Annotated in this window: 23 protein-coding genes, 11 tRNA genes and 1 riboswitch; of the genes, 28 read left to right on the forward strand and 6 right to left on the reverse strand. The window is 37.0% G+C overall.

Annotated elements, in window-relative coordinates; translation table 11 throughout:
- Nucleotides 1–26 precede the first annotated feature (26 nt).
- The 17 genes from ACKVQX_RS03595 (at nucleotide 27) to menB (ending at nucleotide 7,996) form a co-directional block, all read left to right on the forward strand.
- A tRNA-Met gene (locus tag ACKVQX_RS03595) sits at nucleotides 27–100 on the forward strand.
- Between the two features lie 11 nt (nucleotides 101–111).
- Nucleotides 112–188, forward strand: a tRNA-Ile gene (locus ACKVQX_RS03600).
- Between the two features lie 24 nt (nucleotides 189–212).
- Nucleotides 213–305 (forward strand) — tRNA-Ser (locus ACKVQX_RS03605).
- Nucleotides 306–334: 29 nt separating this feature from the next.
- Nucleotides 335–411 (forward strand) — tRNA-Met (locus ACKVQX_RS03610).
- Between the two features lie 9 nt (nucleotides 412–420).
- Nucleotides 421–497, forward strand: a tRNA-Asp gene (locus ACKVQX_RS03615).
- Nucleotides 498–530: 33 nt separating this feature from the next.
- Nucleotides 531–606: transfer RNA gene (locus ACKVQX_RS03620), tRNA-Phe, on the forward strand.
- Nucleotides 607–611: 5 nt separating this feature from the next.
- Nucleotides 612–685: transfer RNA gene (locus tag ACKVQX_RS03625), tRNA-Gly, on the forward strand.
- Between the two features lie 4 nt (nucleotides 686–689).
- Nucleotides 690–766: transfer RNA gene (locus ACKVQX_RS03630), tRNA-Ile, on the forward strand.
- Between the two features lie 10 nt (nucleotides 767–776).
- Nucleotides 777–853, forward strand: a tRNA-Asn gene (locus ACKVQX_RS03635).
- A gap of 3 nt (nucleotides 854–856) precedes the next feature.
- A tRNA-Ser gene (locus tag ACKVQX_RS03640) sits at nucleotides 857–947 on the forward strand.
- Between the two features lie 4 nt (nucleotides 948–951).
- Nucleotides 952–1,023, forward strand: a tRNA-Glu gene (locus ACKVQX_RS03645).
- 121 nt (nucleotides 1,024–1,144) lie between these two features.
- A complete protein-coding gene (locus tag ACKVQX_RS03650) occupies nucleotides 1,145–2,089 on the forward strand; it encodes a D-alanyl-D-alanine carboxypeptidase family protein (RefSeq protein WP_409136031.1) in 945 nt (314 codons plus the stop codon).
- Between the two features lie 119 nt (nucleotides 2,090–2,208).
- A complete protein-coding gene (locus tag ACKVQX_RS03655; protein ID WP_409136032.1) occupies nucleotides 2,209–3,147 on the forward strand; it encodes a dipeptidase in 939 nt (312 codons plus the stop codon).
- Nucleotides 3,148–3,244: 97 nt separating this feature from the next.
- A complete protein-coding gene (locus ACKVQX_RS03660) occupies nucleotides 3,245–4,633 on the forward strand; it encodes an isochorismate synthase (protein WP_325922950.1) in 1,389 nt (462 codons plus the stop codon).
- Nucleotides 4,623–6,350 (forward strand): 2-succinyl-5-enolpyruvyl-6-hydroxy-3-cyclohexene-1-carboxylic-acid synthase, encoded by a 1,728-nt coding sequence (gene menD / locus ACKVQX_RS03665; RefSeq protein ID WP_409136033.1) that lies wholly within the window; start codon nucleotides 4,623–4,625, stop codon nucleotides 6,348–6,350. The genes ACKVQX_RS03660 and menD overlap by 11 nt, the downstream gene beginning before the upstream one ends.
- Entirely contained in the window at nucleotides 6,338–7,159 is an 822-nt protein-coding gene (menH, locus tag ACKVQX_RS03670; protein ID WP_068451608.1) for a 2-succinyl-6-hydroxy-2,4-cyclohexadiene-1-carboxylate synthase, read from the forward strand. Before menD ends, menH begins: the two co-directional genes overlap by 13 nt.
- Before the next feature lie 18 nt (nucleotides 7,160–7,177).
- Complete coding sequence (gene menB, locus ACKVQX_RS03675) at nucleotides 7,178–7,996, forward strand: 1,4-dihydroxy-2-naphthoyl-CoA synthase (protein WP_068451610.1); 819 nt, start codon at nucleotides 7,178–7,180, stop codon at nucleotides 7,994–7,996.
- A gap of 61 nt (nucleotides 7,997–8,057) precedes the next feature.
- Here the strand turns inward: menB and ACKVQX_RS03680 are convergent, their stop codons facing one another.
- Nucleotides 8,058–9,362, reverse strand: a complete 1,305-nt coding sequence (locus ACKVQX_RS03680; protein ID WP_338838109.1) for an NtaA/DmoA family FMN-dependent monooxygenase — start codon at nucleotides 9,360–9,362, stop codon at nucleotides 8,058–8,060.
- 30 nt (nucleotides 9,363–9,392) lie between these two features.
- On the reverse strand, nucleotides 9,393–10,145 hold the full coding sequence (locus tag ACKVQX_RS03685) for a 3-oxoacyl-ACP reductase (protein ID WP_336663376.1): 753 nt from the start codon (nucleotides 10,143–10,145) through the stop codon (nucleotides 9,393–9,395).
- 113 nt (nucleotides 10,146–10,258) lie between these two features.
- Nucleotides 10,259–10,358: riboswitch (TPP riboswitch) on the reverse strand.
- A gap of 149 nt (nucleotides 10,359–10,507) precedes the next feature.
- Here ACKVQX_RS03685 and ACKVQX_RS03690 point away from each other — a divergent pair.
- The 3 genes from ACKVQX_RS03690 to ACKVQX_RS03700 all read left to right on the forward strand — a co-directional run bounded on the left by ACKVQX_RS03690 (nucleotide 10,508) and on the right by ACKVQX_RS03700 (nucleotide 14,070).
- The gene (locus ACKVQX_RS03690) at nucleotides 10,508–11,605 is read left to right on the forward strand and encodes a PfkB family carbohydrate kinase (RefSeq protein ID WP_068451619.1); all 1,098 of its coding nucleotides are present in this window, start codon (nucleotides 10,508–10,510) and stop codon (nucleotides 11,603–11,605) included.
- Between the two features lie 2 nt (nucleotides 11,606–11,607).
- Nucleotides 11,608–12,522 (forward strand): pseudouridine-5'-phosphate glycosidase, encoded by a 915-nt coding sequence (locus ACKVQX_RS03695; RefSeq protein WP_409136034.1) that lies wholly within the window; start codon nucleotides 11,608–11,610, stop codon nucleotides 12,520–12,522.
- A 96-nt stretch (nucleotides 12,523–12,618) separates the two neighbouring features.
- Nucleotides 12,619–14,070: an o-succinylbenzoate--CoA ligase gene (locus tag ACKVQX_RS03700; protein ID WP_325943219.1), complete on the forward strand. Its 1,452-nt coding sequence runs from the start codon at nucleotides 12,619–12,621 to the stop codon at nucleotides 14,068–14,070.
- A gap of 38 nt (nucleotides 14,071–14,108) precedes the next feature.
- Here ACKVQX_RS03700 and ACKVQX_RS03705 read toward each other — a convergent pair whose 3' ends face one another.
- Nucleotides 14,109–14,996 carry a LysR family transcriptional regulator gene (locus tag ACKVQX_RS03705; RefSeq protein WP_068451625.1) on the reverse strand — a complete coding sequence of 296 codons (888 nt, stop codon included), beginning with the start codon at nucleotides 14,994–14,996 and terminating at the stop codon, nucleotides 14,109–14,111.
- A 126-nt stretch (nucleotides 14,997–15,122) separates the two neighbouring features.
- On the opposite strand from ACKVQX_RS03705, the gene ACKVQX_RS03710 reads away from it, so the two are divergent.
- Together ACKVQX_RS03710 and ACKVQX_RS03715 are read left to right on the forward strand one after the other, a co-directional pair.
- Complete coding sequence (locus tag ACKVQX_RS03710; protein WP_068451628.1) at nucleotides 15,123–15,449, forward strand: GlpM family protein; 327 nt, start codon at nucleotides 15,123–15,125, stop codon at nucleotides 15,447–15,449.
- 110 nt (nucleotides 15,450–15,559) lie between these two features.
- The gene (locus ACKVQX_RS03715) at nucleotides 15,560–16,324 is read left to right on the forward strand and encodes an NRDE family protein (RefSeq protein WP_409136035.1); all 765 of its coding nucleotides are present in this window, start codon (nucleotides 15,560–15,562) and stop codon (nucleotides 16,322–16,324) included.
- A 126-nt stretch (nucleotides 16,325–16,450) separates the two neighbouring features.
- Here ACKVQX_RS03715 and ACKVQX_RS03720 read toward each other — a convergent pair whose 3' ends face one another.
- Together ACKVQX_RS03720 and yidD are read right to left on the reverse strand one after the other, a co-directional pair.
- Nucleotides 16,451–17,419: a metal ABC transporter solute-binding protein, Zn/Mn family gene (locus tag ACKVQX_RS03720; RefSeq protein WP_121177786.1), complete on the reverse strand. Its 969-nt coding sequence runs from the start codon at nucleotides 17,417–17,419 to the stop codon at nucleotides 16,451–16,453.
- Between the two features lie 88 nt (nucleotides 17,420–17,507).
- Nucleotides 17,508–17,741 (reverse strand): membrane protein insertion efficiency factor YidD, encoded by a 234-nt coding sequence (gene yidD / locus ACKVQX_RS03725; RefSeq protein WP_068451636.1) that lies wholly within the window; start codon nucleotides 17,739–17,741, stop codon nucleotides 17,508–17,510.
- Nucleotides 17,742–17,908: 167 nt separating this feature from the next.
- Between yidD and ACKVQX_RS03730 the strand changes: the two genes are divergently transcribed.
- Nucleotides 17,909–18,163 (forward strand): GlsB/YeaQ/YmgE family stress response membrane protein, encoded by a 255-nt coding sequence (locus tag ACKVQX_RS03730; RefSeq protein ID WP_068451639.1) that lies wholly within the window; start codon nucleotides 17,909–17,911, stop codon nucleotides 18,161–18,163.
- A 91-nt stretch (nucleotides 18,164–18,254) separates the two neighbouring features.
- On the opposite strand, the gene ACKVQX_RS03735 is transcribed toward ACKVQX_RS03730, so the two are convergent.
- A complete protein-coding gene (locus ACKVQX_RS03735; protein ID WP_231726980.1) occupies nucleotides 18,255–19,277 on the reverse strand; it encodes a Cj0069 family protein in 1,023 nt (340 codons plus the stop codon).
- A 134-nt stretch (nucleotides 19,278–19,411) separates the two neighbouring features.
- On the opposite strand from ACKVQX_RS03735, the gene ACKVQX_RS03740 reads away from it, so the two are divergent.
- The 5 genes from ACKVQX_RS03740 (at nucleotide 19,412) to ACKVQX_RS03760 (ending at nucleotide 22,273) form a co-directional block, all read left to right on the forward strand.
- On the forward strand, nucleotides 19,412–19,597 hold the full coding sequence (locus ACKVQX_RS03740; RefSeq protein ID WP_068451646.1) for a putative motility protein: 186 nt from the start codon (nucleotides 19,412–19,414) through the stop codon (nucleotides 19,595–19,597).
- 98 nt (nucleotides 19,598–19,695) lie between these two features.
- Complete coding sequence (gene ytkD / locus ACKVQX_RS03745) at nucleotides 19,696–20,154, forward strand: RNA deprotection pyrophosphohydrolase (protein ID WP_068451649.1); 459 nt, start codon at nucleotides 19,696–19,698, stop codon at nucleotides 20,152–20,154.
- Nucleotides 20,155–20,162: 8 nt separating this feature from the next.
- Nucleotides 20,163–20,927, forward strand: a complete 765-nt coding sequence (locus tag ACKVQX_RS03750; protein ID WP_409136125.1) for an alpha/beta hydrolase family protein — start codon at nucleotides 20,163–20,165, stop codon at nucleotides 20,925–20,927.
- A gap of 17 nt (nucleotides 20,928–20,944) precedes the next feature.
- Complete coding sequence (locus ACKVQX_RS03755; protein ID WP_068451660.1) at nucleotides 20,945–21,394, forward strand: hypothetical protein; 450 nt, start codon at nucleotides 20,945–20,947, stop codon at nucleotides 21,392–21,394.
- A 123-nt stretch (nucleotides 21,395–21,517) separates the two neighbouring features.
- Complete coding sequence (locus ACKVQX_RS03760; protein WP_068451662.1) at nucleotides 21,518–22,273, forward strand: DUF2087 domain-containing protein; 756 nt, start codon at nucleotides 21,518–21,520, stop codon at nucleotides 22,271–22,273.
- Nucleotides 22,274–22,286 lie beyond the last annotated feature (13 nt).

A 22,286-nucleotide genomic window follows, 5' to 3' on the forward strand; every position in this document is an offset into this window, starting at 1 on the left:
TTTAAAACTTTAACCAATATTATTATGGCGGCCTAGCTCAGCTGGCTAGAGCGTCCGGTTCATACCCGGGAGGTCGGGGGTTCGATCCCCTCGGCCGCCATATTACCTAAAGGACCTTTAGCTCAGTTGGTTAGAGCAGACGGCTCATAACCGTCCGGTCGCAGGTTCGAGTCCTGCAAGGTCCACCAAGTAAGAACTTTATATACTATCTCGGAGGAATACCCAAGTCTGGCTGAAGGGATCGGTCTTGAAAACCGACAGGCGGGTCAAACCGCGCGGGGGTTCGAATCCCTCTTCCTCCTCCATATTAACCATACAATATAAATATTATTATCGCGGGGTGGAGCAGTTCGGTAGCTCGTCGGGCTCATAACCCGAAGGTCGCAGGTTCAAATCCTGTCCCCGCAACCAATTAAAAATGGTCCGGTAGTTCAGCTGGTTAGAATGCCTGCCTGTCACGCAGGAGGTCGCGGGTTCGAGTCCCGTCCGGACCGCCATTTTTAAAAAGATACATAAGTACAATCAATCATGGGTTTGTAGCTCAGTTGGTAGAGCATTAGATTGAAGCTCTAAGTGTCGGCGGTTCGATTCCGTCCAAACCCACCATGATTGCGGGTGTAGTTTAGTGGTAAAACCACAGCCTTCCAAGCTGTTGTCGGGAGTTCGATTCTCCTCACCCGCTCCAAAATGGGCCTATAGCTCAGCTGGTTAGAGCGCACGCCTGATAAGCGTGAGGTCGATGGTTCGAGTCCATTTAGGCCCACCATTTATATGATTCCGTTGTAGCTCAGTTGGTAGTAGCATCTGACTGTTAATCAGAGGGTCGCAGGTTCGAGTCCTGCCAACGGAGCCATATGGGGAAGTACTCAAGTGGCTGAAGAGGCGCCCCTGCTAAGGGTGTAGGTCGGGCAACCGGCGCGAGGGTTCAAATCCCTCCTTCTCCGCCATATTGGCCCCTTGGTCAAGCGGTTAAGACACCGCCCTTTCACGGCGGTAACACGGGTTCGAATCCCGTAGGGGTCATACTAATAATCGATTGCATATGATATGCAATCGATTATTTTTTTGTTTTTTAAATTATTTGGTAGGGTATTCTAACAAATATCTATTATTAATAGAACCATATAAAGTAAGGAGTTTTCATATGAAAAAAATTCTTTATATTTCAGTGACAGCGATTATTTTATCTGGATTCATTATTGCCGTAATGCAAGTTCAGGAGTTATTTGCTAATGAAAAAACCATACAGATTGCTATGAAAAAAAGTATAGAAGAAAAAAATAAAGCGCTACCTATTCAAAATATAAATACCTTAAAAAAGAATATTAAAAGTAAAGAAGCTCTTTTAATTAACTTAAATACGAATCAAGTACTTTATGCAAAAGAAGCTGAAAAAAGAGCCTATCCAGCATCGTTAACAAAATTAATGACTGTTATTGTTGCATTAGAAAATATACCGAATTTACAAAATCAAGTAACAGTTCCCGATTCAATTTTTGATTATATTCAACAAGCAAACGCTTCGATTGCTGGATTTAAGCCTAATGAAAAAGTGACAGTTGAAGATATACTATATGGTGTTATGTTACCTTCAGGAGCAGATGCATCTTTAGCTATTGCAAAATATGTTGCAGGTGATGAAAAAAACTTCGTTCATTTAATGAATGAGAAAGCAAAAGAACTTGATATGGATCAAACTCATTTTGAAAATGTTGAAGGTCTCCATCATGACAATCATTATTCAACTGCACATGACTTAATGAAATTGCTTCAATATGGAATGAAAAACCCAACATTTAAAGAAATCTTCTCTGCTAAACAGTACGGTGTTCAAAAAACAAATTTACGTCCTCAGGGCTTTTCATTCTCAAGCACACTGTTTAATAAAATAAACCCTAATAAAAAGCGTTCTTTTACATTTGTAGGTGGAAAAACAGGATATACATTAGAGAGTGGGTTGTCACTTGTTTCAGTTGCTAATAAAAAGGGAAAGACTTACGCATTAATCACTCTTAATGCGAAAGGGGCTGCAAGTGGAGAACCAATGCACATTGTAGATGCAATAACATTATATTCTGCTATTAAATAAAAGTCGAAACGATGTCGTTACAGAACGATATTGTTTTGACTTTTTTCTTATATTTACTAGAACAATGTCTAAAACATCTATATAGTTAAAGTAATGGAATAGTAAAACGAGGTGTAAGAATGGAAATAATTGATTTGCATTGTGACGTTCTTTATACATTATCACAAGCAGAAGAACCAATCTCTTTTAAAAACAATGAGAAACTAGAAGTAACGTTAGAACAATTAAAAAAGACAAATACGAAATTACAAGTATTTGCGATTTTTATAGACGATACACTAAATGAAAATCAACGATACTTAGAAGCGATTCGCCAAGTAGAAATTTTTCACCAGGAAATCATAACACCTTATGAAGAAATGGTACACATTACAGATTGGAAACAATTAGAACAATTACAATCGAATCAAATTGGTGCAGTGTTAAGTCTTGAGGGCTGCGATGCGATTGGCTCAGATCTGCGAAAACTTCAAACATTTATAGATGCAGGCATTTTATTATGCGGACTAACTTGGAATCATGAAAATGCAGTAGCTTATGGCGCTGAAGAAGATCCTACAAAAGGAATTAAACCTTTTGGTCGAGAAGTCATTGCTTTATTAAATGCACATCACATTATTATCGATGTATCGCATTTAAATGAACAATGTTTTTGGGATACGCTGCAAGAAGCAACATATGTGATTGCTAGTCATTCAAATGCACGTACTATTCAAGATCATCCACGTAATTTATATGATCAACAATTAAGAGCAATCGCTGAAAAAGGTGGGCACGTACATTGTGTATTCTATCCTCCTTTTATTAGCAATGAAGCATCTGTGACAATTGATGACTTAGTAAAGCATATCAAACACCTTGCTAAAATCATCACACCATCTAGAGTTGGTCTTGGCTCAGATTTTGAGGGAATTGATTTGTATGTTGAAAATCTTACGAGAACAGAAGAAATACCGAATCTTTTACAAGCATTAGAGGGTATTTTTACAACAGAAGAAATAAAAGGAATTGCAGCTGAAAACTTTCAACATTTTATTTCTAAAATCGAAAGAAGCTAGGATTTATTATGTGCTGAATAGCTTATAAAGTTGTATGATAGTATATGAAGTAAGTATGTACGAGTAGATTTAGAATCTACTGACGGAGGTAATTTTGATGAATCGTAAATTGTCGACGATAAACGGCGATCTAAGTAAAACTGATCAGTCGACAGTCCACTTTTATATTGAGTCGAAAGAGTTAGAAACACAATCTACTTTAGTATTTTTTGAAATCGGCGAAGAAAAGTTTAAGGGACAATGTTTTTATTGGCAAAACAAAGATAAAGATTTCACATTAGTTGGGCTAGGTCATGCTTATACAATTAAAAGTAATGATGCAGATGCTCGCTATGAAGATGTTGAAAAAGCATGGAAACATTTGATTCATTCAACATCATTAAAAGGAATTAAACAACAACCCATTTTATTTGGTAGCTTTACCTTTGATCCAAAAAAAGGTGTGTCGGATGAATGGGCTAATTTTTCACATGCGAATTTCGCACTGGCAAAACACCAATTAGTAGAGTCAAATGGACGCTTTTACATGAATACACATCTTGTATCAGAGGAAGTCATTACAGATGAAGATATTGAGCTTGCACGAGAAGAACGAGAAGCATTGCTTGAGCAAGCGAAAGGGCGTACATTAAAGACGTATATCAAACCACATGTTGTATTAACAGAAGAACCGTATAAAGAGGAATATCTTCAATCTATTACACAAGTAACAAATCAAATCAAAGCAAAACAAGCGGATAAAGTCGTGATTGCGCGCTCACTTGCGCTGACGTTTGACGAGGAAGTAAATACGTCGAATTTATTAGCACAACTTTCAGAAGAACAACCAGAAAGTTATTTATTTGCACAGGAGCAAGGGCAGGACTTGTTTTTAGGTGCCACACCTGAGCGACTAGTTTTTGTAAATCATAAAAAAGCGTATTCATCTTGTGTAGCGGGTTCGATTCGACGTGGTGCAACGGTTCAAGAAGATGAGGAGTTTGGGCGTATTCTTTTAAATGATACGAAGAATTTACAAGAACATCAGTATGTTGTAGATATGATTTCAAATTCATTTAAAGAAACGTGTGAACAGTATACGTTACCAAATCATCCAGATTTATTAAAAATTCGTGATATTCAGCATCTTCATACGCCAATTGAAGGTATTTTAAAAGAAGATGCAACAATCTTACAAATGGTTGAAAAATTACATCCAACGCCTGCGCTTGGAGGATCACCACGTGAAGTTGCGATGGAGATGATTCGCCAGTATGAACCGATGAATCGTGGTGTATATGCAGCACCAATTGGTTGGCTTAACGCAGATGGCGACGGTGAGTTTGCTGTTGCGATTCGTTCAGCATTATTACAAGATAAAAAAGCTTATTTATATGCAGGCGGCGGCATTGTGGCAGATTCTGAACCACAAAGTGAATACGAGGAAACATTGGTGAAGTTTAGACCGATGTTACGTACATTAGGAGGAAAGTTGAATGACGAATAAGCAAATTCTATCGGATTATGTTTATCGAATCATCGGCTCATTAGCAGAGTATGGCGTAACCGATGTTGTTATAAGTCCAGGATCACGTTCGACACCTCTTGCTTATGGGTTTGCATCTTCTAAAGAGTTTAACGTATTTCGACAAGTAGATGAGCGCTCAGCAGCTTTTTTAGCGCTAGGTATGGCGAAAACAAAAGCAAAGCCCGTTGCGTTACTCTGTACATCAGGAACAGCAGCAGCCAACTACTTTCCTGCGATTGTAGAAGCATATTATGCACGAGTTCCACTTATTATTTTAACAGCAGATCGTCCGCATGAATTGCGCGACGTCGGAGCACCGCAAGCGATTAATCAACCGGACTTATATGGACATCATGTGAAATGGTCTGTTGATTTACCAATTCCAGACGAATATGAAGCGACACTGCCTCATATTGAACGTCATATTGCACGCGCTACAACGGTGTCGATGGCTTCTCCTAAAGGACCTGTACATTTAAATATTCCTTTTAGAGAGCCGCTTTTGATTGATTTTCAAGATGAATTACCAAAGCCAACTTTTCATCAGTCATTTACTGCGAAACTCGTACCAAGTAATGATGCACTACAATTTTGGAAAGAGGCTATTCAACAAGCTAGAAAAGGTTTTGTTGTAATAGGGGAATTAGCAGAAGGTACAGATTTAAACGAAGTTTGGTCATTTATTCGTACATTAAAGTGGCCTGTCTTAGTTGAAAGTTTATCGCAGCTACGTACCCAAGTGCCAAATGACTGTAAGCATTATGTGATTGAACATTATGATAGTATCTTAAAAAATGATGTATTTAAAAAGAACATGCATCCAGATACGGTCATTCGATTTGGTGCGCAGCCTGTTTCAAAGCCGCTAACACTATTTTTAAAAGTCGTGAAACCACGTACTTTTATTACAGTAGATGAAGATAGTTTATTTAGAGATCCATTAGGTGTTACAACTACACACATTCAAGCAGAAATCGGTTCTTGGATGTCTGATTTTAATGTAGATGAGATGAACTATGACGCGGAGTACCAACAAATCTTTACACGGGCAAATGAAATTGCATGTCAACATGTGAAGGCCTATATTGCTAAAGAACATGATGAAGGTGCATTGGCAGGAATGCTGTTTGAATGTTTACCAGATCAAAGTGATTTAGTTGTGAGCAGTAGTATGCCAATACGTGATGTAGATACATTCTTCTACCAAACAGAACGTGATATTCGTATATTTGCGAATCGTGGTGCAAATGGTATTGATGGTGTTGTATCTACTGCAATTGGCGCGCAATTAGGTACGATGCGCGACACGTATTTATTAATTGGTGATTTAGCGTTTTTACATGATGCGAATGGTTTGCTTGCGAGTCGTTATCAAGATACACAGTTAACGATTATTGTGATGAACAATGATGGTGGTGGTATTTTCTCTTATTTAGCACAATCGTCTGTTGAAGCGCATTATGAACAACTATTTGGTACACCTACAGGACTTGGCTTTGAGGAATTGGCACGTATGTATGACGCACAGTATGAGCATGTTCATACGAAGGAAGAATTTAAGTCTGTTTTACAACAACCGAAAGAAAAAAATCTTCGAATCATTGAAGTACAAACGAATCGTGAAGATAATGTTGTCACACATCGTAAACTATGGGCAAGCATGAATGAGGAGCTTAATCAATTATGGCAAGTGTAATAACGAATATACGTGGCATTGATGTACATTATGAAGTGCACAATGCACGACAAGAACAAACAATTGTCTTTTTACATGGCTTTACAGGTAGTACACGCACGTGGGATGAAGTGATTGAACAACTTCCTGCTACACATCGTCTGATTACAATTGACTTAGTTGGACATGGTCAGACGGATGCACCGAAATTATTGCGCTATTATTCTATGCAAGAACAAGTTGAAATACTAGAAGCCTTCTTCGAATGGAAACAAATCGAACAATTCGATTTAATTGGTTATTCAATGGGAGGACGTGTGGCGTTAGCTTATGCAATGAATTATCCACAACGTATTCATACGCTAATTTTAGAAAATGCGTCACCGGGTTTAAAAACGATTGAAGAACGTGAGCAGCGTATTCAGTTGGATCATTTACTGGCAGATCGAATTGAACAGCGAGGTATTGTGGATTTTGTTGATTATTGGCAAGATATCCCACTATTCCAAACACAAAAGTTATTATCTGAAGAAAAGCAACATGCGATTCGAGAAGAACGCTTGAACCAACAAGAGATTGGCTTAGCGAATAGTTTACGTGGAATGGGAACAGGGCAACAAAATTCATATTGGCCGGAGTTGTCAAAATTCGAGAAAAATGTGGTATTATTAAATGGAGAGCTTGACTTGAAGTTTATAACAATTTCTGAGCAGATGAAGGGACTATTTCCAAATGCTCAACAAATTGTGGTACCAAAAGTTGGGCATGCAATTCATGTGGAAAATCCACAATCTTTTGCTACAATAGTAAAAGAGCAATTACATCTATAATAGTAGGAGGAGTTCATAATGACTCGTCAATGGGTAACAGAACATGTCTATGAAGACATTAAATATGAATCATACAATGGAATCGCAAAAATTACGATTAACCGTCCAGAGGTTCGTAATGCATTCCGTCCAAAAACAACTGCTGAAATGATTGATGCTTTCACACGTGCGCGTGATGATGCGAAAATCGGTGCAATCATCTTAACAGGTGAAGGCGAAAAAGCATTCTGTTCAGGCGGTGACCAAAAAGTACGTGGTAACGGTGGTTACGTAGGTGACGATAATATTCCACGTCTAAATGTATTAGATTTACAAACATTAATTCGTAAAATTCCAAAACCAGTAGTTGCGATGGTAGCAGGTTATGCAATCGGTGGAGGTCACGTATTACATGTTGTTTGTGACTTAACAATCGCAGCTGATAATGCACGCTTCGGTCAAACAGGTCCTCGCGTAGGTTCATTTGACGGTGGTTACGGTGCAGGTTACTTAGCACGTATTATCGGTCATAAAAAAGCACGTGAAATTTGGTTCTTATGCCGTCAATATGATGCACAAGAAGCACTTGATATGGGCTTAGTTAATACAGTAGTACCTTACGAGCAGTTAGAAGACGAAACAGTGAAATGGTGTGAAGAAATGCTTGCACTGTCACCAATGGCTCTTCGTATGTTAAAAGGTGCATTCAATGCAGATTCAGACGGTCTTGCAGGTATTCAACAACTTGCAGGTGACGCAACACTTCTTTACTACACATCAGATGAAGCAAAAGAAGGTCGCGATGCATTCAAAGAAAAACGTCAACCAGACTTCGGTCAGTTCCCACGTTTCCCATAGAACTTAAATGATTATAAAAAGTAGCGTAGACCTTTGGATGGTTTACGCTACTTTTTTATTATCATAATCCCATGCGTTCACGGAATGTATGCTCCATGTAAGCCTCTCTAAAAAGTCCTCTTTTTTGCATTTCAGGAACAATCATTTCAACAAAATCTTCTAAACTATCAGGTAATGTTGGAGGCATGAGGTTAAATCCATCAGCTACGCCTTCCTTAAACCAGATCTCCATTTGGTCTACAATTTCCTTTGGTGTACCAATCAATGTACAATGTCCACCGCCAGCATTTAAGTAACCGAGTAATTCTTTCACTGTTGGATCGGTATCACGAATGATTTCTAGAATCGTTTCATAGCGTCCCACAGGTCCATTGAATGCTTCTACAGAAGGTAATGGAGGGATCTTTTCATCAATATTCCAATTTAAGCAGTCTTGCTGAATAAATGAGCTTAATTGTTTTAAAGCAACTTCAATTGGGAGAGCTTGGTCCAATGCTTCCTTTTTAGCTAAAGCTTCTTCATGTGTATGACCTACATATGTTACTAATCCAGGTAAAATTTTAATATGTTTCTTAGGTTTAGATGATTTTTCAATTGCGTCATTTAATTTATGTCGAAAATTTTTAGCTTGCTTGAGGTTCCAAGAGACTGAATAGACTACTTCAGCATGATTAGCAGCTAAAGCAACGCCCTGTTTTGAAGCACCTGCTTGCATTTTGACCGGTGCACCTTGTGGACTTTTTGGTACAGTAGAAGGACCTGCAACTTGAAAATAATGACCACTGTGATTAAAAGAGTGAATATTTGAAGCATTGATAATTTTATTTTCTTCACGATTATAGACAAAATCACAAGCATCCCAAGATAAAAATAGTTGATCCATAAGTATCGAAAATTCTTCAGCTTTTTCATAGCGTTGATTATGGGGAGGTAATGCTTCCATACTGTGATTACGAGCTTCATTATCACTCATTGATGTAACGAGATTCCAACCTACGCGCCCCTCGGTGAGATGGTCCAAACTTAATAGTTGTCTAGAAACTGTATAGGGATTAGAGAACGTACTTGAAATAGTGGCAACTAAACCAATATGATGCGTTACTTGAGAAATAGCTGTTAAATTAATTAGCGGATCAAACCAAAATGCAGGCATGACTTGTGCATCATTTGCTGGAAAAGCATGATGATCTGCAAAAAATACAGCGTCTAACAATCCTTTTTCCGCTAGTTGAGCTAATTCTTGATAATAAGAGATACTTCCAATATCCTCAATGCGTGAATTGTCCATTAGCCAAGCTGCTTGATGATGACCACAACCATATAGTAAAACACCTATATGTAACTGTTTTTCTGTAGTTTTTAACATGATTTACACCTCGATTTATTTGGATAGGGATTAGTTCATTGTTAAACCACCATCTACTGTAAAGTTTTGTCCTGTAATTCCATGTGCTTTTTCGGAACATAGATAAGCTACCATATTGGCAACATCTTGTGGCGTGGTTACTTTTCTTAAAGGTGTAGATTGAGAGATTAAATCGAATACTTCAGGTGTTGTAACAGCACTGGCATCTGTTGTTTTTAAAAGACCTCCTGAAACAACATTTGCTCGGATGCCATAGACGCCTAATTCTGAAGCGAGATTACGTGTGAAACCAATCAAAGCTGCTTTAGCAGTTGTGTATTCATGGTAGGGTACGACAGGATTTTGAAATAAATTAGTACCAATGCTAATAATGCTACCGTTTTTTCTTTCAATAAACTGTGGAATCACACTCTGGCTTGTATTGAATGCCGCTTTTAACGTACCATCCAGCTGTTTTTGATAATCATCCCAAGAAAGGTCTTTGAAAGATTTTTGTTTAATCGGATCGAATTTAAAGTCGATTAATGCATTATTTACAACAGCGTCTATTTGACCAAAGTGTTCTGTTGCCATGTTCATTAATTGATCGACTTCTTTTCGATTCGTTACATCAGCTTGAATAGCAATGGCTTTGTCTTCACCAATTTCAGCTACTAATTTTTCAGCAGCTTCTTTACTTTGATAATAATTAATGACAACTTGAAAATCTTGTTGTGCAAGTGTTTTGACAATAACTGCACCTAACCCTCTACTCCCACCTGTAACTACTACTGTTTTTTTCATTCAAAACAACTCCTCTTATTTATTTCAACTTAAATAAAAAATACACAACCTTCGTAGGAAAGTTGTGTATAACAAATCATTGCATAACAAAAAAGTACAGACTTTTTTCAGTATGTATAGAATTGACACTTTCCTACGCTAGTATTAACTAGTTCAGGTTCAAAGGGTTTGAGTAGGACTCATCTCAGTTAAATAACACCCCTAGTGTAGACCTATTAAGTTACATTGAATACTAACTTATAAGGTTTATATTGTCAAATTTGTTTATTATTTATATTGATATTAAACAAAAGTTTGTTTTTATAAACATTTGACACTAGACTTAATTTTGTTTATGATGTAAACAAATAAAACTTAGGGTGATGACATTGACGGAGAGAGAACAAGCACTGATTCAACTCATTAAGGAAAACCCGTTTATGCAGCAACAAGAGATGGCTGAAAAATTAGAAATGTCGAGACCGGCTCTAGCTAACTTAATATCGGGGTTAGTGAAAAAGGGTAAGATTATAGGGAGAGCGTACGTATTGCCAAAAGAAAATAAAATTATATGTATTGGTGGAGCCAATATGGACCGAAAACTTCATTTGAAGGGACAGGTTCAGATGGGGACATCAAATCCTGTAACATCTACAGAAAGTGTAGGTGGCGTAGCGCGAAATATTGCTGAAAACTTGGGAAGACTTGGACATCAAGTGAGTTTACTGACGACTGCTGGAAAAGATTCTGATTGGCAAGCAATTGTTGCAGCTTCGAATGCTTTCATTCATTTAGAAGAAGTCGAGCAGTTGGAACAATGTTCAACAGGTTCTTACACAGCCATTATGGATGAACAAGGCGAATTGGTTATGGCAACAGCGAATATGGACGTCTATGATGCATTAACACCACAAATTCTAATGAAGCATGAACATGTTTTATCGACTGCTCCGGCAATTATAGTTGATTTGAATTGTCCGAAAGAAACAGTTGATTATATTCAACAATTTGCAGTAACGAGAGAAGTACCTCTTATTATTGTGCCGGTATCTTCTCCAAAGATGAACCGTATGCCAACAACATTAGAAGGCGTTACATGGTTCATCTGTAATACAGATGAAGCCGAAACATTAACAAATCGTACGATTACATCAGAAGCAGATTATTTACAAGCAATTCAAGAGATCGCTCAGATGGGCGTAGAAAATGTCGTAATTACAGCTGGCGCAAAGGGAGTTTATGCTGCAAACAAGAACTTGATGCCAACACATTTTGAAGCACGAGCAGCAAATCAAATTGAGGATGTTACAGGCGCAGGAGATGCATTCGTCTCAGCAGTTGTACATGCTTGGTTAGAGAAGTACACATTTGAACAGACGATTCAAGCAGGATTAATCAATGCGAAAAATACGCTTGAATCTAAGTTTACTGTACGTCCTGAATTAACAAAACAATCGTTAGAACAAGAACTGGAGGATTAATTATGAAACAATACATCGAATTATCAAAAGAAGTACAAGAAGGAATGGACGCTGGTAAAGCTATCGTTGCATTAGAATCAACAATTATCTCACACGGTATGCCATACCCACAAAATGTACAAACAGCACGTGAAGTAGAACAAATCATTCGTGAACATGGCGCAGTTCCAGCAACAATCGCAATCATCGATGGCAAAATCAAAATTGGTTTATCAGATGAAGAATTAGAAATGTTCGGTAATGCGGATAATGTAGCAAAAGCTTCTCGTCGTGATATTCCATACTTAATCGCAACGAAAAAAATCGGTGCGACAACAGTAGCAGCGACAATGATTGCAGCTGAATTAGCAGGAATCGAGTTATTCGTAACAGGTGGTATTGGTGGCGTTCACCGCGGCGCAGAAACAACAATGGATATTTCAGCTGACTTAGAAGAATTAGCAACTTCTAAAGTAGGTGTTGTATGTGCAGGTGCAAAATCAATTTTAGATATTGGTTTAACACTTGAATTCTTAGAAACAAAAGGTGTGCCTGTTATTGGATATGGTACAGACGAATTACCAGCATTCTTCACACGTAAATCAGGATTTGATGTAAACTTCCGTCAAGATACACCTGCAGAAGTTGCAGCAACTTTACGTACAAAATGGAATTTAAATATGGCTGGTGGCGCAGTAATCGCTAACCCAATCCCAGAAGCAGATGCATTAGACCATGACTTCATTACAAATATTATTCATGAAGCATTAAAAGAAGCAGAAGAAAATAATATTCAAGGTAAATCAGTTACGCCATTCTTATTAGGTAAAGTAAAAGAGTTAACAGAAGGTAAGAGCCTAGTAGCTAACATTGCATTAGTAAAACACAATGCGCATATCGGTGCTCAAATCGCAGTTGAATTAAATAAAACAAAATAATATACGAACGGAAACCTTTCGATTTGAGGGGTTTCCGTTTTGTATTTCACATGTTTCGTATTAGAATAAGAAAGGATGAAAACAATAGAGTTAGGGATGAAAAAAATGATACCAAACTGGATTGAGCAACGCACGTCATTAACACCTCATCGTGTAGCATTAACTTTTCAAGATGAGAAATGGACGTATGAACAGCTATCCGAACAATCGAAATATTATGCTGGTGCTATAAAAGCTGCCGGTTTACATGAAGGACAACGCGTTGCCATTTTTGGGCGGTCAACACCGCATCTTATTCGTACGATTTTTGCATGTATGCAATTGCGTATCGAGATGGTGTTATTAAACTTACGATTAACAGAAGCAGAACTTGCTTATCAAATTCAAGATGCACAAGTAGATGCATTACTTGTGGATGACGATTTAGTAGAACAATTACCTTCTACGCATAAATTGCAAATTCTATTTTCTGATTTAATGACCTCACAAGAAAAGGCAGAGGTAATTAAACATTGGTCACGAGATGAAACAATGACTATCATGTACACATCAGGTACAACTAGTCAGCCAAAAGGTGTTCGTCAAACGATTGGTAATCATATGGCGAGTGCGACCTCAGCACTTTATAATACAGGTTTAGTAGAAGATGAAGGATGGATTTGTACAGTCCCTATTTTTCATATTAGCGGGTTCTCTATGCTGTGCAAATGTATTTTACATGGTGTTCGACTAGATTTGTATGAGAAATATACAGTTGAAGAAGTGGCATTACAATTAATTGAAGGTACTGCGACTCGTATGTCAGCTGTCGCAGTTATGTTAGAGAAGTTAGTGTCTTATATTGAAGAGCAAGGACAGCGTGTATCGCCAAAGTTCCAATTACTATTAGTAGGCGGTGGTCCTGTTCCCAAAAGCTATTTAACACGTGCAGAAGCCATTGATCTACGTGTAGCACAAACATACGGAATGACGGAAACAGCAAGCCAAGTAGCGACACTATCCAGTAAAGACGCGCTTCGTAAAGTGGGTTCTGTTGGAAAACCACTGATGTTTAATGAGATTTGTATTGCAGGAGCAGAAAGACCATTTGACCATGGTGAGATTTGTGTAAGAGGGGATAGTGTTACACCAGGTTATGTTGGACAACATGCCCATATTAAAACACAGGTAGATGGTTTTTTACACACAGGAGATATTGGCTATTTTGATGATGAAGGTTATCTTTATGTAGCCGATCGTCGTTCAGATTTAATTATCTCAGGTGGAGAAAATATTTATCCAGCTGAAATTGAAAATGTATTAGCAGGGCATCCTCATATTGCCGCAGTTGGTGTATGTGGTGTCCAAGATGAGATATGGGGACAAGTTCCGGCTGCCTTTATTATGTCAAAAGAGACAACATTGAATGCAGAAACGATTTTAGCCTTTTGCGAAGATAAATTAGCAAAATATAAACTACCCAAACAAATTCATTTCGTCGAAGAATTACCACGAAATGGTACAGGGAAATTACTTCGTCGTAAATTAGTTGAGTTAATACCAAAATAATATTGAAAAAGAGGAATCATTTTTATACGATTCCTCTTTTAGTATGCATTTTTTTGTTTTTTAAGCCACTCTTGCATGAATGGAATGAATTTTTTAGAAGCAGGTGACAAACTTTTTAAATCGTCTTTTGATGTAATGCCGAGTGTACGAACATGGTTTGGTTCAAGAGGTAGGCTTATCATATCATCAGCGTGGTCTTGAATGAGTAGCTCTGATAATAAAGAGATACCAAGACCTTGTTTAACCATGGCAATAATCGCTTCATCACCACGAATTTGATACGCAATATTTGGCTTAACATTTGCTTGTTTAAAAATACGTTGTACATCCTTATGTGTATCTTCATATGGAATAATGCAAGGTTCTTCTGCAAATTGCTCAATTGCAAATGCATGATTTTCTGCAAGTGTATGATTTTCAGGAAGAATTGCCATCATACGATCTTCCATGAGTGGTAAAAAATGAAATTCTTCTGGACGCTGAATCGTGCTAATCGCAAAATCAATATGGCCTTCTTCAAGCCATGCATGAATCTCATCTGAGTTCCCTTCGAATAAGTGAATATCAATTTTAGGATAACTTTTATGGAATTCCTTTAATAAATAAGGCATCCAATGAACGCAAATGGACGTATAAGCGCCAATCCGAATGGCTCCGACATCTAAACCATGAATGGCACAAACGGCTTCAGAGAGATGTTCATAGCGTTGTACGATATCTTGCATGATTGGAAGAAGCTCAAGCCCATTATCAGTGGGTGTCACACCACTTTTGCTACGTGTTAATAACGAAAAGCCATAATCATCTTCTAAAGAATGAATCATATGACTAATACTTGGCTGTGTATAATCAAGTGCCTCTGCCGCTTTCGTTAAAGAACCAAATTGTACAGCTGCAATGTATGCTTTTAATTTTAAAATACTCATGTAATCACCTAACTATAGAAAAATGTAATGTTAACTATATAATAAATTCAATTTACTTATATTAAATATGAAATTACAATACAAGAGAAGCGACATTTACAAAACACAAAGGGAGATTTCAAACATATGGGGTATGTCATCCAATTCATCATTGGCGGTTCAGTTATGCTGCTCGCTACGATTTTAAGTCAGTCGAAATATTTATTCTTATCAGGAGTCATTACACTACTACCGATTTTGACATTGCTTAATTTAAAACTGCAAGTTCAGCATATGTCACAAGAAGCCTTTCATGAAACGCAACGAAATGGCATTATCGGTGCAGTAGGTATGGTCATTCTGATTGTGGCAATTTATATTTTTTCGAGCCATTTCAAGCCTTCAACAGCTGTCTTAATGGGAATTGGTCTATATGTGATGTATATGTTCGGTTCGAAATTAATAGTAGCATAAAAGTGAGCTTAGGTGGGGGGAACTTAAGCCCACTTTTTTAATTTTGACTTATAGGAGAAATTTCGGTTATGGTGTAGAAAGAACGTACATTATTCAAGGAGTTGAAAATGATGTGTATCATTACATTTGCTTATAAAGTAGTAGAAAATCAGCCACTCATTGTTGTAGCCAACCGCGATGAATTCTATGAAAGACCAGCAAAAGAAGCTGCTTTTTGGGAAGATGAACCGAATATATTTGGTGGGCGTGATTTAGAAAAGATGGGTGGCTGGCTTGCAGTTCAAGAAAATGGGCGCTTTGCCGCTGTCACAAATTATCGTGACTTTTCAATGGATCCTGTAGGTGAGAAGTCGCGTGGTGAAATTGTCAAAAATTTTGTGGCAGGCACTGAATATCCAGAAGCCTTCTTGGAAGCGATTCAGCAAGAACGCACACGTTACGGTGCAATGAATGTACTTGTTTACGACGGTGAAACATTCATGCATTATAATAATATCGAAAATGTGTTACATACAATTGAACCTGGTATTCATTGTGTAAGTAATGCGATATTGAATACACCATGGCCAAAATTAGAGCGCATGAAGATGTTAGTTGCGCATCAATTAGAACAACAAGCTACAACAGAAGAACTTGCGCAGATTGGATTAGATGATATAAAGCCGAATGACGAACGATTACCTAATACAGGAGCAGGTCTCTTGTTAGAACGAGATTTATCTTCAATCTTTGTCAAACGAGAAGGTTACGGCACACGTTGTACGACTGTACTTCGTTTGATGGAAGATAAAATCGAATTTTTTGAACAAACGTATGAGCAGGGGATAGCGACAACTTGTGTGCATGAATGGATTAAATTGCGAGTAAATGCATAAAGAGGCTTTGATAAAATATTTCATTCGCTCTTTTAGGGTTTGTAACGAAAAAAAAAACGAAACCGCATTACGATGCGATTTCGTTTTTTTTATGCTCATATGAGAAGATGTTTAACACTTATTTTATTATTGTAACGCTTTTTTAAATGTTTCTAAGTTTTCTTTCATAATCGATACATAATCTTTTTTCGCAGCGATATCTTCTTTTGTTAAAACACTCAAGTTATTAACTGTTAAACTCTCAGCACCAATATCATTCTTTAATACTTCTGCAAGTTTAGAAGATACATTCTGTTCGAATAAGATATATTGAATATTATCTTTTTTCGCTTCATCTGCAATTTTTGTTAATTCTTTTTGAGAAGGTTCATCTTGTGAATTTAATCCTGCAATTGATTCTTGTTTTAAACCATATGTCCCAGCAATATAGCCGAATGCTGCATGTGAAACAAAGAACTCTTTACGTTTCGCATTGTCAGCCATTTCTTTATAGTCTGTATTTAAATCTTTCAAGTCTTTAATCAATGCTTCATAATTTTTTTCGTAATCTGCTTTATGAGTCGCATCTTTTTGAACAAGGCTATCTTTAATCGATTTTGCTAAATCTTGTGAAATAATAGGAGATAACCATACGTGCGGATCAACACCACCGTGGTCATGTTCATCTTCATGTGCTTCACCTTCATGTTCATCATGATCATGCTCTTTTGAAGCAGTACTTACATCTAAAGCGCTCTCGGGTACATCTTTTGTTGTTTCTATCATTTTAACATTTTCATTTTTTAATGTTTTTTGTGCATTACTTACAAAACCTTCTAGACCTAAACCAATATAAAAGAATAAATCTGCATCTGCTAATGCAATCATGTCTTTTTGTGTTGGCTCAAATGTATGCTCGTTTGAACCAGGTGGATAAATTGATGATACATTGACGTGATCGCCACCAATTCTTTCTGCGAAATATTGTAAAGGATACACTGTAGTATAAATTTTGATTTGATTTTTCGAAGCGTTGTTTTCTTTTTCTGTATTACCACACGCTGCTGTAAAAATAGTTAAAACAGCTACGAGTAAAAGTAGTGAGAGTTTCTTCATAATTTCCTCCTTAAATAGTAATGGTTACGATTTACTCTTATGAATATACTAGAAAAAATACTTTTTGACAATAGAAAAACCATCGAAATTATTTTTTTTTCGATGGCCATTCTTCTGGTACAGGATCATAACCGCCTTTTGAGAACGGTTGACAGCGTAGAATACGATATACAGTTAAAATCGTGCCTTTGATTGCACCATGTTTACGCATCGCTTCAATTCCATAGTTAGAACATGTTGGATAGAAGCGGCAACTAGGCGGTTTTAAAGGAGAAATCACTTTTTGATAAACACGAAATAGGAAAATAAAAATTTGTTTCATCATCAAACTTCTTTCTATTATGAACTTAGAATACCTTCTTTTAGTATACTCGATTTTTTGAAAAATCCCCAATAGAATGATTTTAAAAAAAATTAAATAAAAATGTTTAGACTAGCAACTTTTAGGAAATAGATTATAGAACCTATATATGAGAGGAGAAGGGTATTATGTTTTCATTTCTTTGGTACATCATTATAGGGGGCATCTTGGGTTGGCTAGCAGGACTTATTGTTAAAAGAGATGTGCCTGGTGGTATTCTAGGAAATATTCTAGCAGGTATCGTCGGCGCATGGCTTGGTAGTGTATTACTAGGAGATTGGGGATGGCAAGTAAGTAAATTCTACGTGTTCCCAGCATTAATCGGTAGTATTATTTTAATTTTAATTGTCAGCTTTATTATGAGAGCTACAGCTAAGAAGTAATTATCCATTTCTTTTATTTAAAAACCCATTATACTCTCTAAGAGTTTGAAAAGAAGAGAAAGAGGCTAAGTTTAAAACTTAGCCTCTTTTTTTAATACGTTGAAGTAGCCACTCGGTCGATAATTGCTTCTGCAATATCATGAGCTAATTCAAGTTCTGATGTGAATCCAACACATGAACAATTCATCTCACCAAGTACATAACAATCTGTTCCATCTGGATTTGTGTCTAGAATAAAGTCCGCAGTCCAAAGTAATGGTAAATCATAACCGCCTAACTGTTTTGTAACGTCAGGTAACTGCATTAAAAATGATGTTACAAGCTCTTGCCACTCTTCTGGTGAATCATAACGATAGGCAGCACCAGAAAATAATGTAGCACTAAAAGCATCTTCATGGTCTTGAGGCTTTTTATGCACAACATTAATTGGGCGATCTTTTAGCATTAATAAACGAATTTCGCCTTCTTTAATACGTGGTAAGAACGGCATATCAACAAGCATACCATTATCACCTGTAATATATTGTTCGCAGAAATACATAAAGTCTTTGAGTTCCCAATGTTCCACATGGTTATCTTTTGCTTCTGTACACTTAATTTTTGATTTTGCATGTGGAACTTCGCCTTCATCAACTAGTGAAACTCGCCAGATACCTTCGCCTGTAGATCCACGATTTTGTTTTAATACACGTTCTCCTTTTGCTAGTGATGAAGGAAATTGCTCGAATAGCTCCTGTAATGAATAATATGCGTACGTGTCTGCTGGCACGAGTGACGTATTTGTTAATTTAACAAGGGCATCTTTTGCGCCATAGCCAATCATAGCGTCTGGATGTGGCATACCGATTATGCCATTTTCACAAAGCTGGCGTAGCATAGAAAAGTATGCTGATTCATGCTTTAAGTTACCGGGATTAATACGCGATACATATGCACAGGCATTTTCTAAAACGTCGTTTAAAATCTCTTGTTGGCGTTCAAAATCGTAGAAAACAACCTCTGCTTCAAATCCACGTTGTTGTAAAGCTTGTACCATGGGCATCGTATCTTTTCTATAACCGTCTGGACCTTTGTCGCTGCCGCCTTGTACCTCGAAAATAATGATCTTTTTCATTATTCATATAGCCTCCTTTTGCTTTTTTTCTTGCTAGATTAATATACACTGTTTATGTAAAGATGGTATAGTATATTTTGTAAAAAAATATGTATAATTAAAGACAAGGTCACGAATGTAAAAGAGGTGTAAAAATGGACGTAGCAGCAATGTCATCTGCTTTATCGGCGATGCAATTACAACAGCAAGTACAGCTTAGTGTTGTGGGAAAAGCAATGGATTTTCAAGAGCAAAATGCAACAGCTCTAATTGAAACAATGTCAGAAATTCCAGTCGCACAAGACCCGAATCGAGGTCAGTTATTTGATATGTCAGTATAAAGGCAAAGTAAGAGTATGGCTTAATACGCGATACTCTTTTTTGTATCGTTGTTTCTCTATGTATTTTTCGATACACTTTGTATAAGGGAGTGATTTTCTTGTTTAAATTTACAGATTTAAATGGTTATGGTGTCACTTTATCTTTTAAAAAAGAGGCATTTGAAATAGAACCGACGCATATTTTAATATTAGCTAAAAAACAAAATCAGTGGCTATTAACGAATCATCCAAAAAGAGGACTTGAATTTCCGGGTGGCAAGGTAGAGGTAGGAGAAACCTTAACAGAAGCAGTTATTCGTGAAGCGTATGAAGAAACAGGAGCTACCCTTACGAACATTGAGTGGTTTGCTTCTTATTATGTGCAATGTGAAGAACCTTTTGTAAAAGCAGTCTATACAGCAGAAGTACAGTTGCTAGATGAAGATTTCAAAAGATACGAAACATTAGGGGCTGTTCTTTGTCCAACAGAAGATTTAATGAATGAAGAGCATTTAAGCTTTTATATGAAAGATGCTGGAATGAAGAAGATGCTAGAGAAGGAGAGCGAACGCGTGTGAAGAATGCCATGATTGTAACGGAACGAATTTATCCATCACCTAGTCCACATATTCGATTAATAGAAATTACGTATTGGTCTGAGGGAGTTCGCGTGAAAGGAATGCTAGCAGAACCCGTACGAAAAGGCGATTATGAAGGCGTTCTTTATTTACGTGGTGGTATTCAATCAATCGGTATGGTACGTCCTGCACGAATTGCTGAAATTGCATCACAAGGTTTTGTTGTTTTTGCACCTTATTACCGAGGAAACCGTGGTGGAGAAGGCAAGGATCAATTTGGTGGAGTAGATGTATATGATGCTGTTCATGGAGTAGATGTACTAAAAAGGCGATATAATTCTTCAAAAATTCATCTATTTGCATTCTCACGCGGTGGGATTATGGCGTTATGGACAGCTATTTTACGAGATGATATAACCTCTGTGGTCACATGGGGAGGTGTGTCGTCATTAGAATTAACGTATGAAGAACGAGTCGATATGCGTCGTATGATGAAGCGAGTAATTGGTGGTACACCGAGTCGTGTGCCTGATATTTATAATAAGCGCTCTGCTTTAAAACAATTAGAACACATTCATGCACCAGTCTTAGTTATTCATGGTGAAAAAGATTTGAATGTTCGAGTGACACATGCACATCTTTTAGAAAAGTTGCTAAAAAAACATCATAAAAGAATAGAGACATGGTACTATCCTGAGTTGAATCATTTCTTTCCGGGTAAATTAAACCATCAGGTTCTTGTAAAAGCACTACAGTGGATGAAAAGACAATGATGGAAGGGTGAATATGAGTGGGTTATTTTCGTGCGAAAATTGATATTAATCAAAATGGTCATACACCTTTTTCAAAAAATTATTGGTATTGGGAACGATTATGGAATCGATACGCAGTGAAATTAGCAGAGGTACAAGTACAATGTTGGAATGAAGAAACTAAGCAAATTCATGAACTACACGCAGTAGCAGAGAATACACAACAAGAAGGACTTGTGCATATTCATTCAATTGAACTCACCAAGGAACATTTTTTATTTTTGCGAGATGATTCATATGATGGACGAAAATTAAAATGGTTTATGATGACTTTTACGGATTGTGAAGGTGTTGAAAGATTAGAGATTCGTGATTATGGTACAGAAGTGATTTTTAATCAAATATCGATCGAAGACGCACAGCCAGTCATTGAGCTTTTCCAAGAAGGAAATGCGAATGCCGTGTTTGTAAAAGATGAACAAGATTAATTAATTTTTAAAAAAGGAAGAATTATGCTTAGGCGTAATTCTTCCTTTTTTAACAAACGTTTTAAATTTAAGTTTACAAATTTATAAACGAAATGTTATATTGTTTATATAAATAGGAGGTGCATGATGGAGAAAGATATATTTGAGCAGGCGACTGTCGAACAATTAGTAAAAGGTTTTATAGAAGATGAACAAAGCTATACATGTATTTTTTGTGGTGATGTTATTGAAAAGGGCATTATTTACCCACACAATGAGCGTTTATTAGAAGCACAAAAATATATGGAAGTTCATATTCAAACGCAACATCAATCACCTTTTCATTATTTTATTCAGCTTAATAAAAAAATGACGGGGTTAACAGAACAACAAAGCCATGTAATGAAAGCTTTTTATGAAGGTAAAACAGATCAGCAAATTCAGCAAGAATTAGCGATTGGTAGTGCCTCTACAATTCGCCAATATCGTTTTGCACTGAGAGAAAAAGAGCGCCAAGCAAAAACATTTTTAGCGATGATGACTTTATTAAAAGAACAGGAGGAGAATCCAGTGGAATATGTGCCAATCCATGCAACAGCTACAATGGTAGATGAACGCTATCATGTAACGCGTGAGGAGGAAGAAGAAGTACTAAGAAAACTTTTTCCGAATGGTTTAGAGGGACAATTAGTGCGTTTCCCCAAAAAACAGAAGCAAAAAGTAATCGTATTACGCGCAATTACATCGATGCTTGATCAAACGAAAAGATATACAGAGCAAGAATTAAATGCAGCGATTGCTAAATATGATCCGGATTATGTAACAATTCGTCGTTATTTAATTGAATATGGTTTTGTAGACCGAGAAAATGATGGTAGTGCTTATTGGGTGAAAAAATAAGAAAAGAGATGAA

The sequence above is a fragment of the Kurthia sp. ISK08 genome (genome assembly GCF_046159805.1).
Classification (GTDB): domain Bacteria; phylum Bacillota; class Bacilli; order Bacillales_A; family Planococcaceae; genus Kurthia; species Kurthia gibsonii.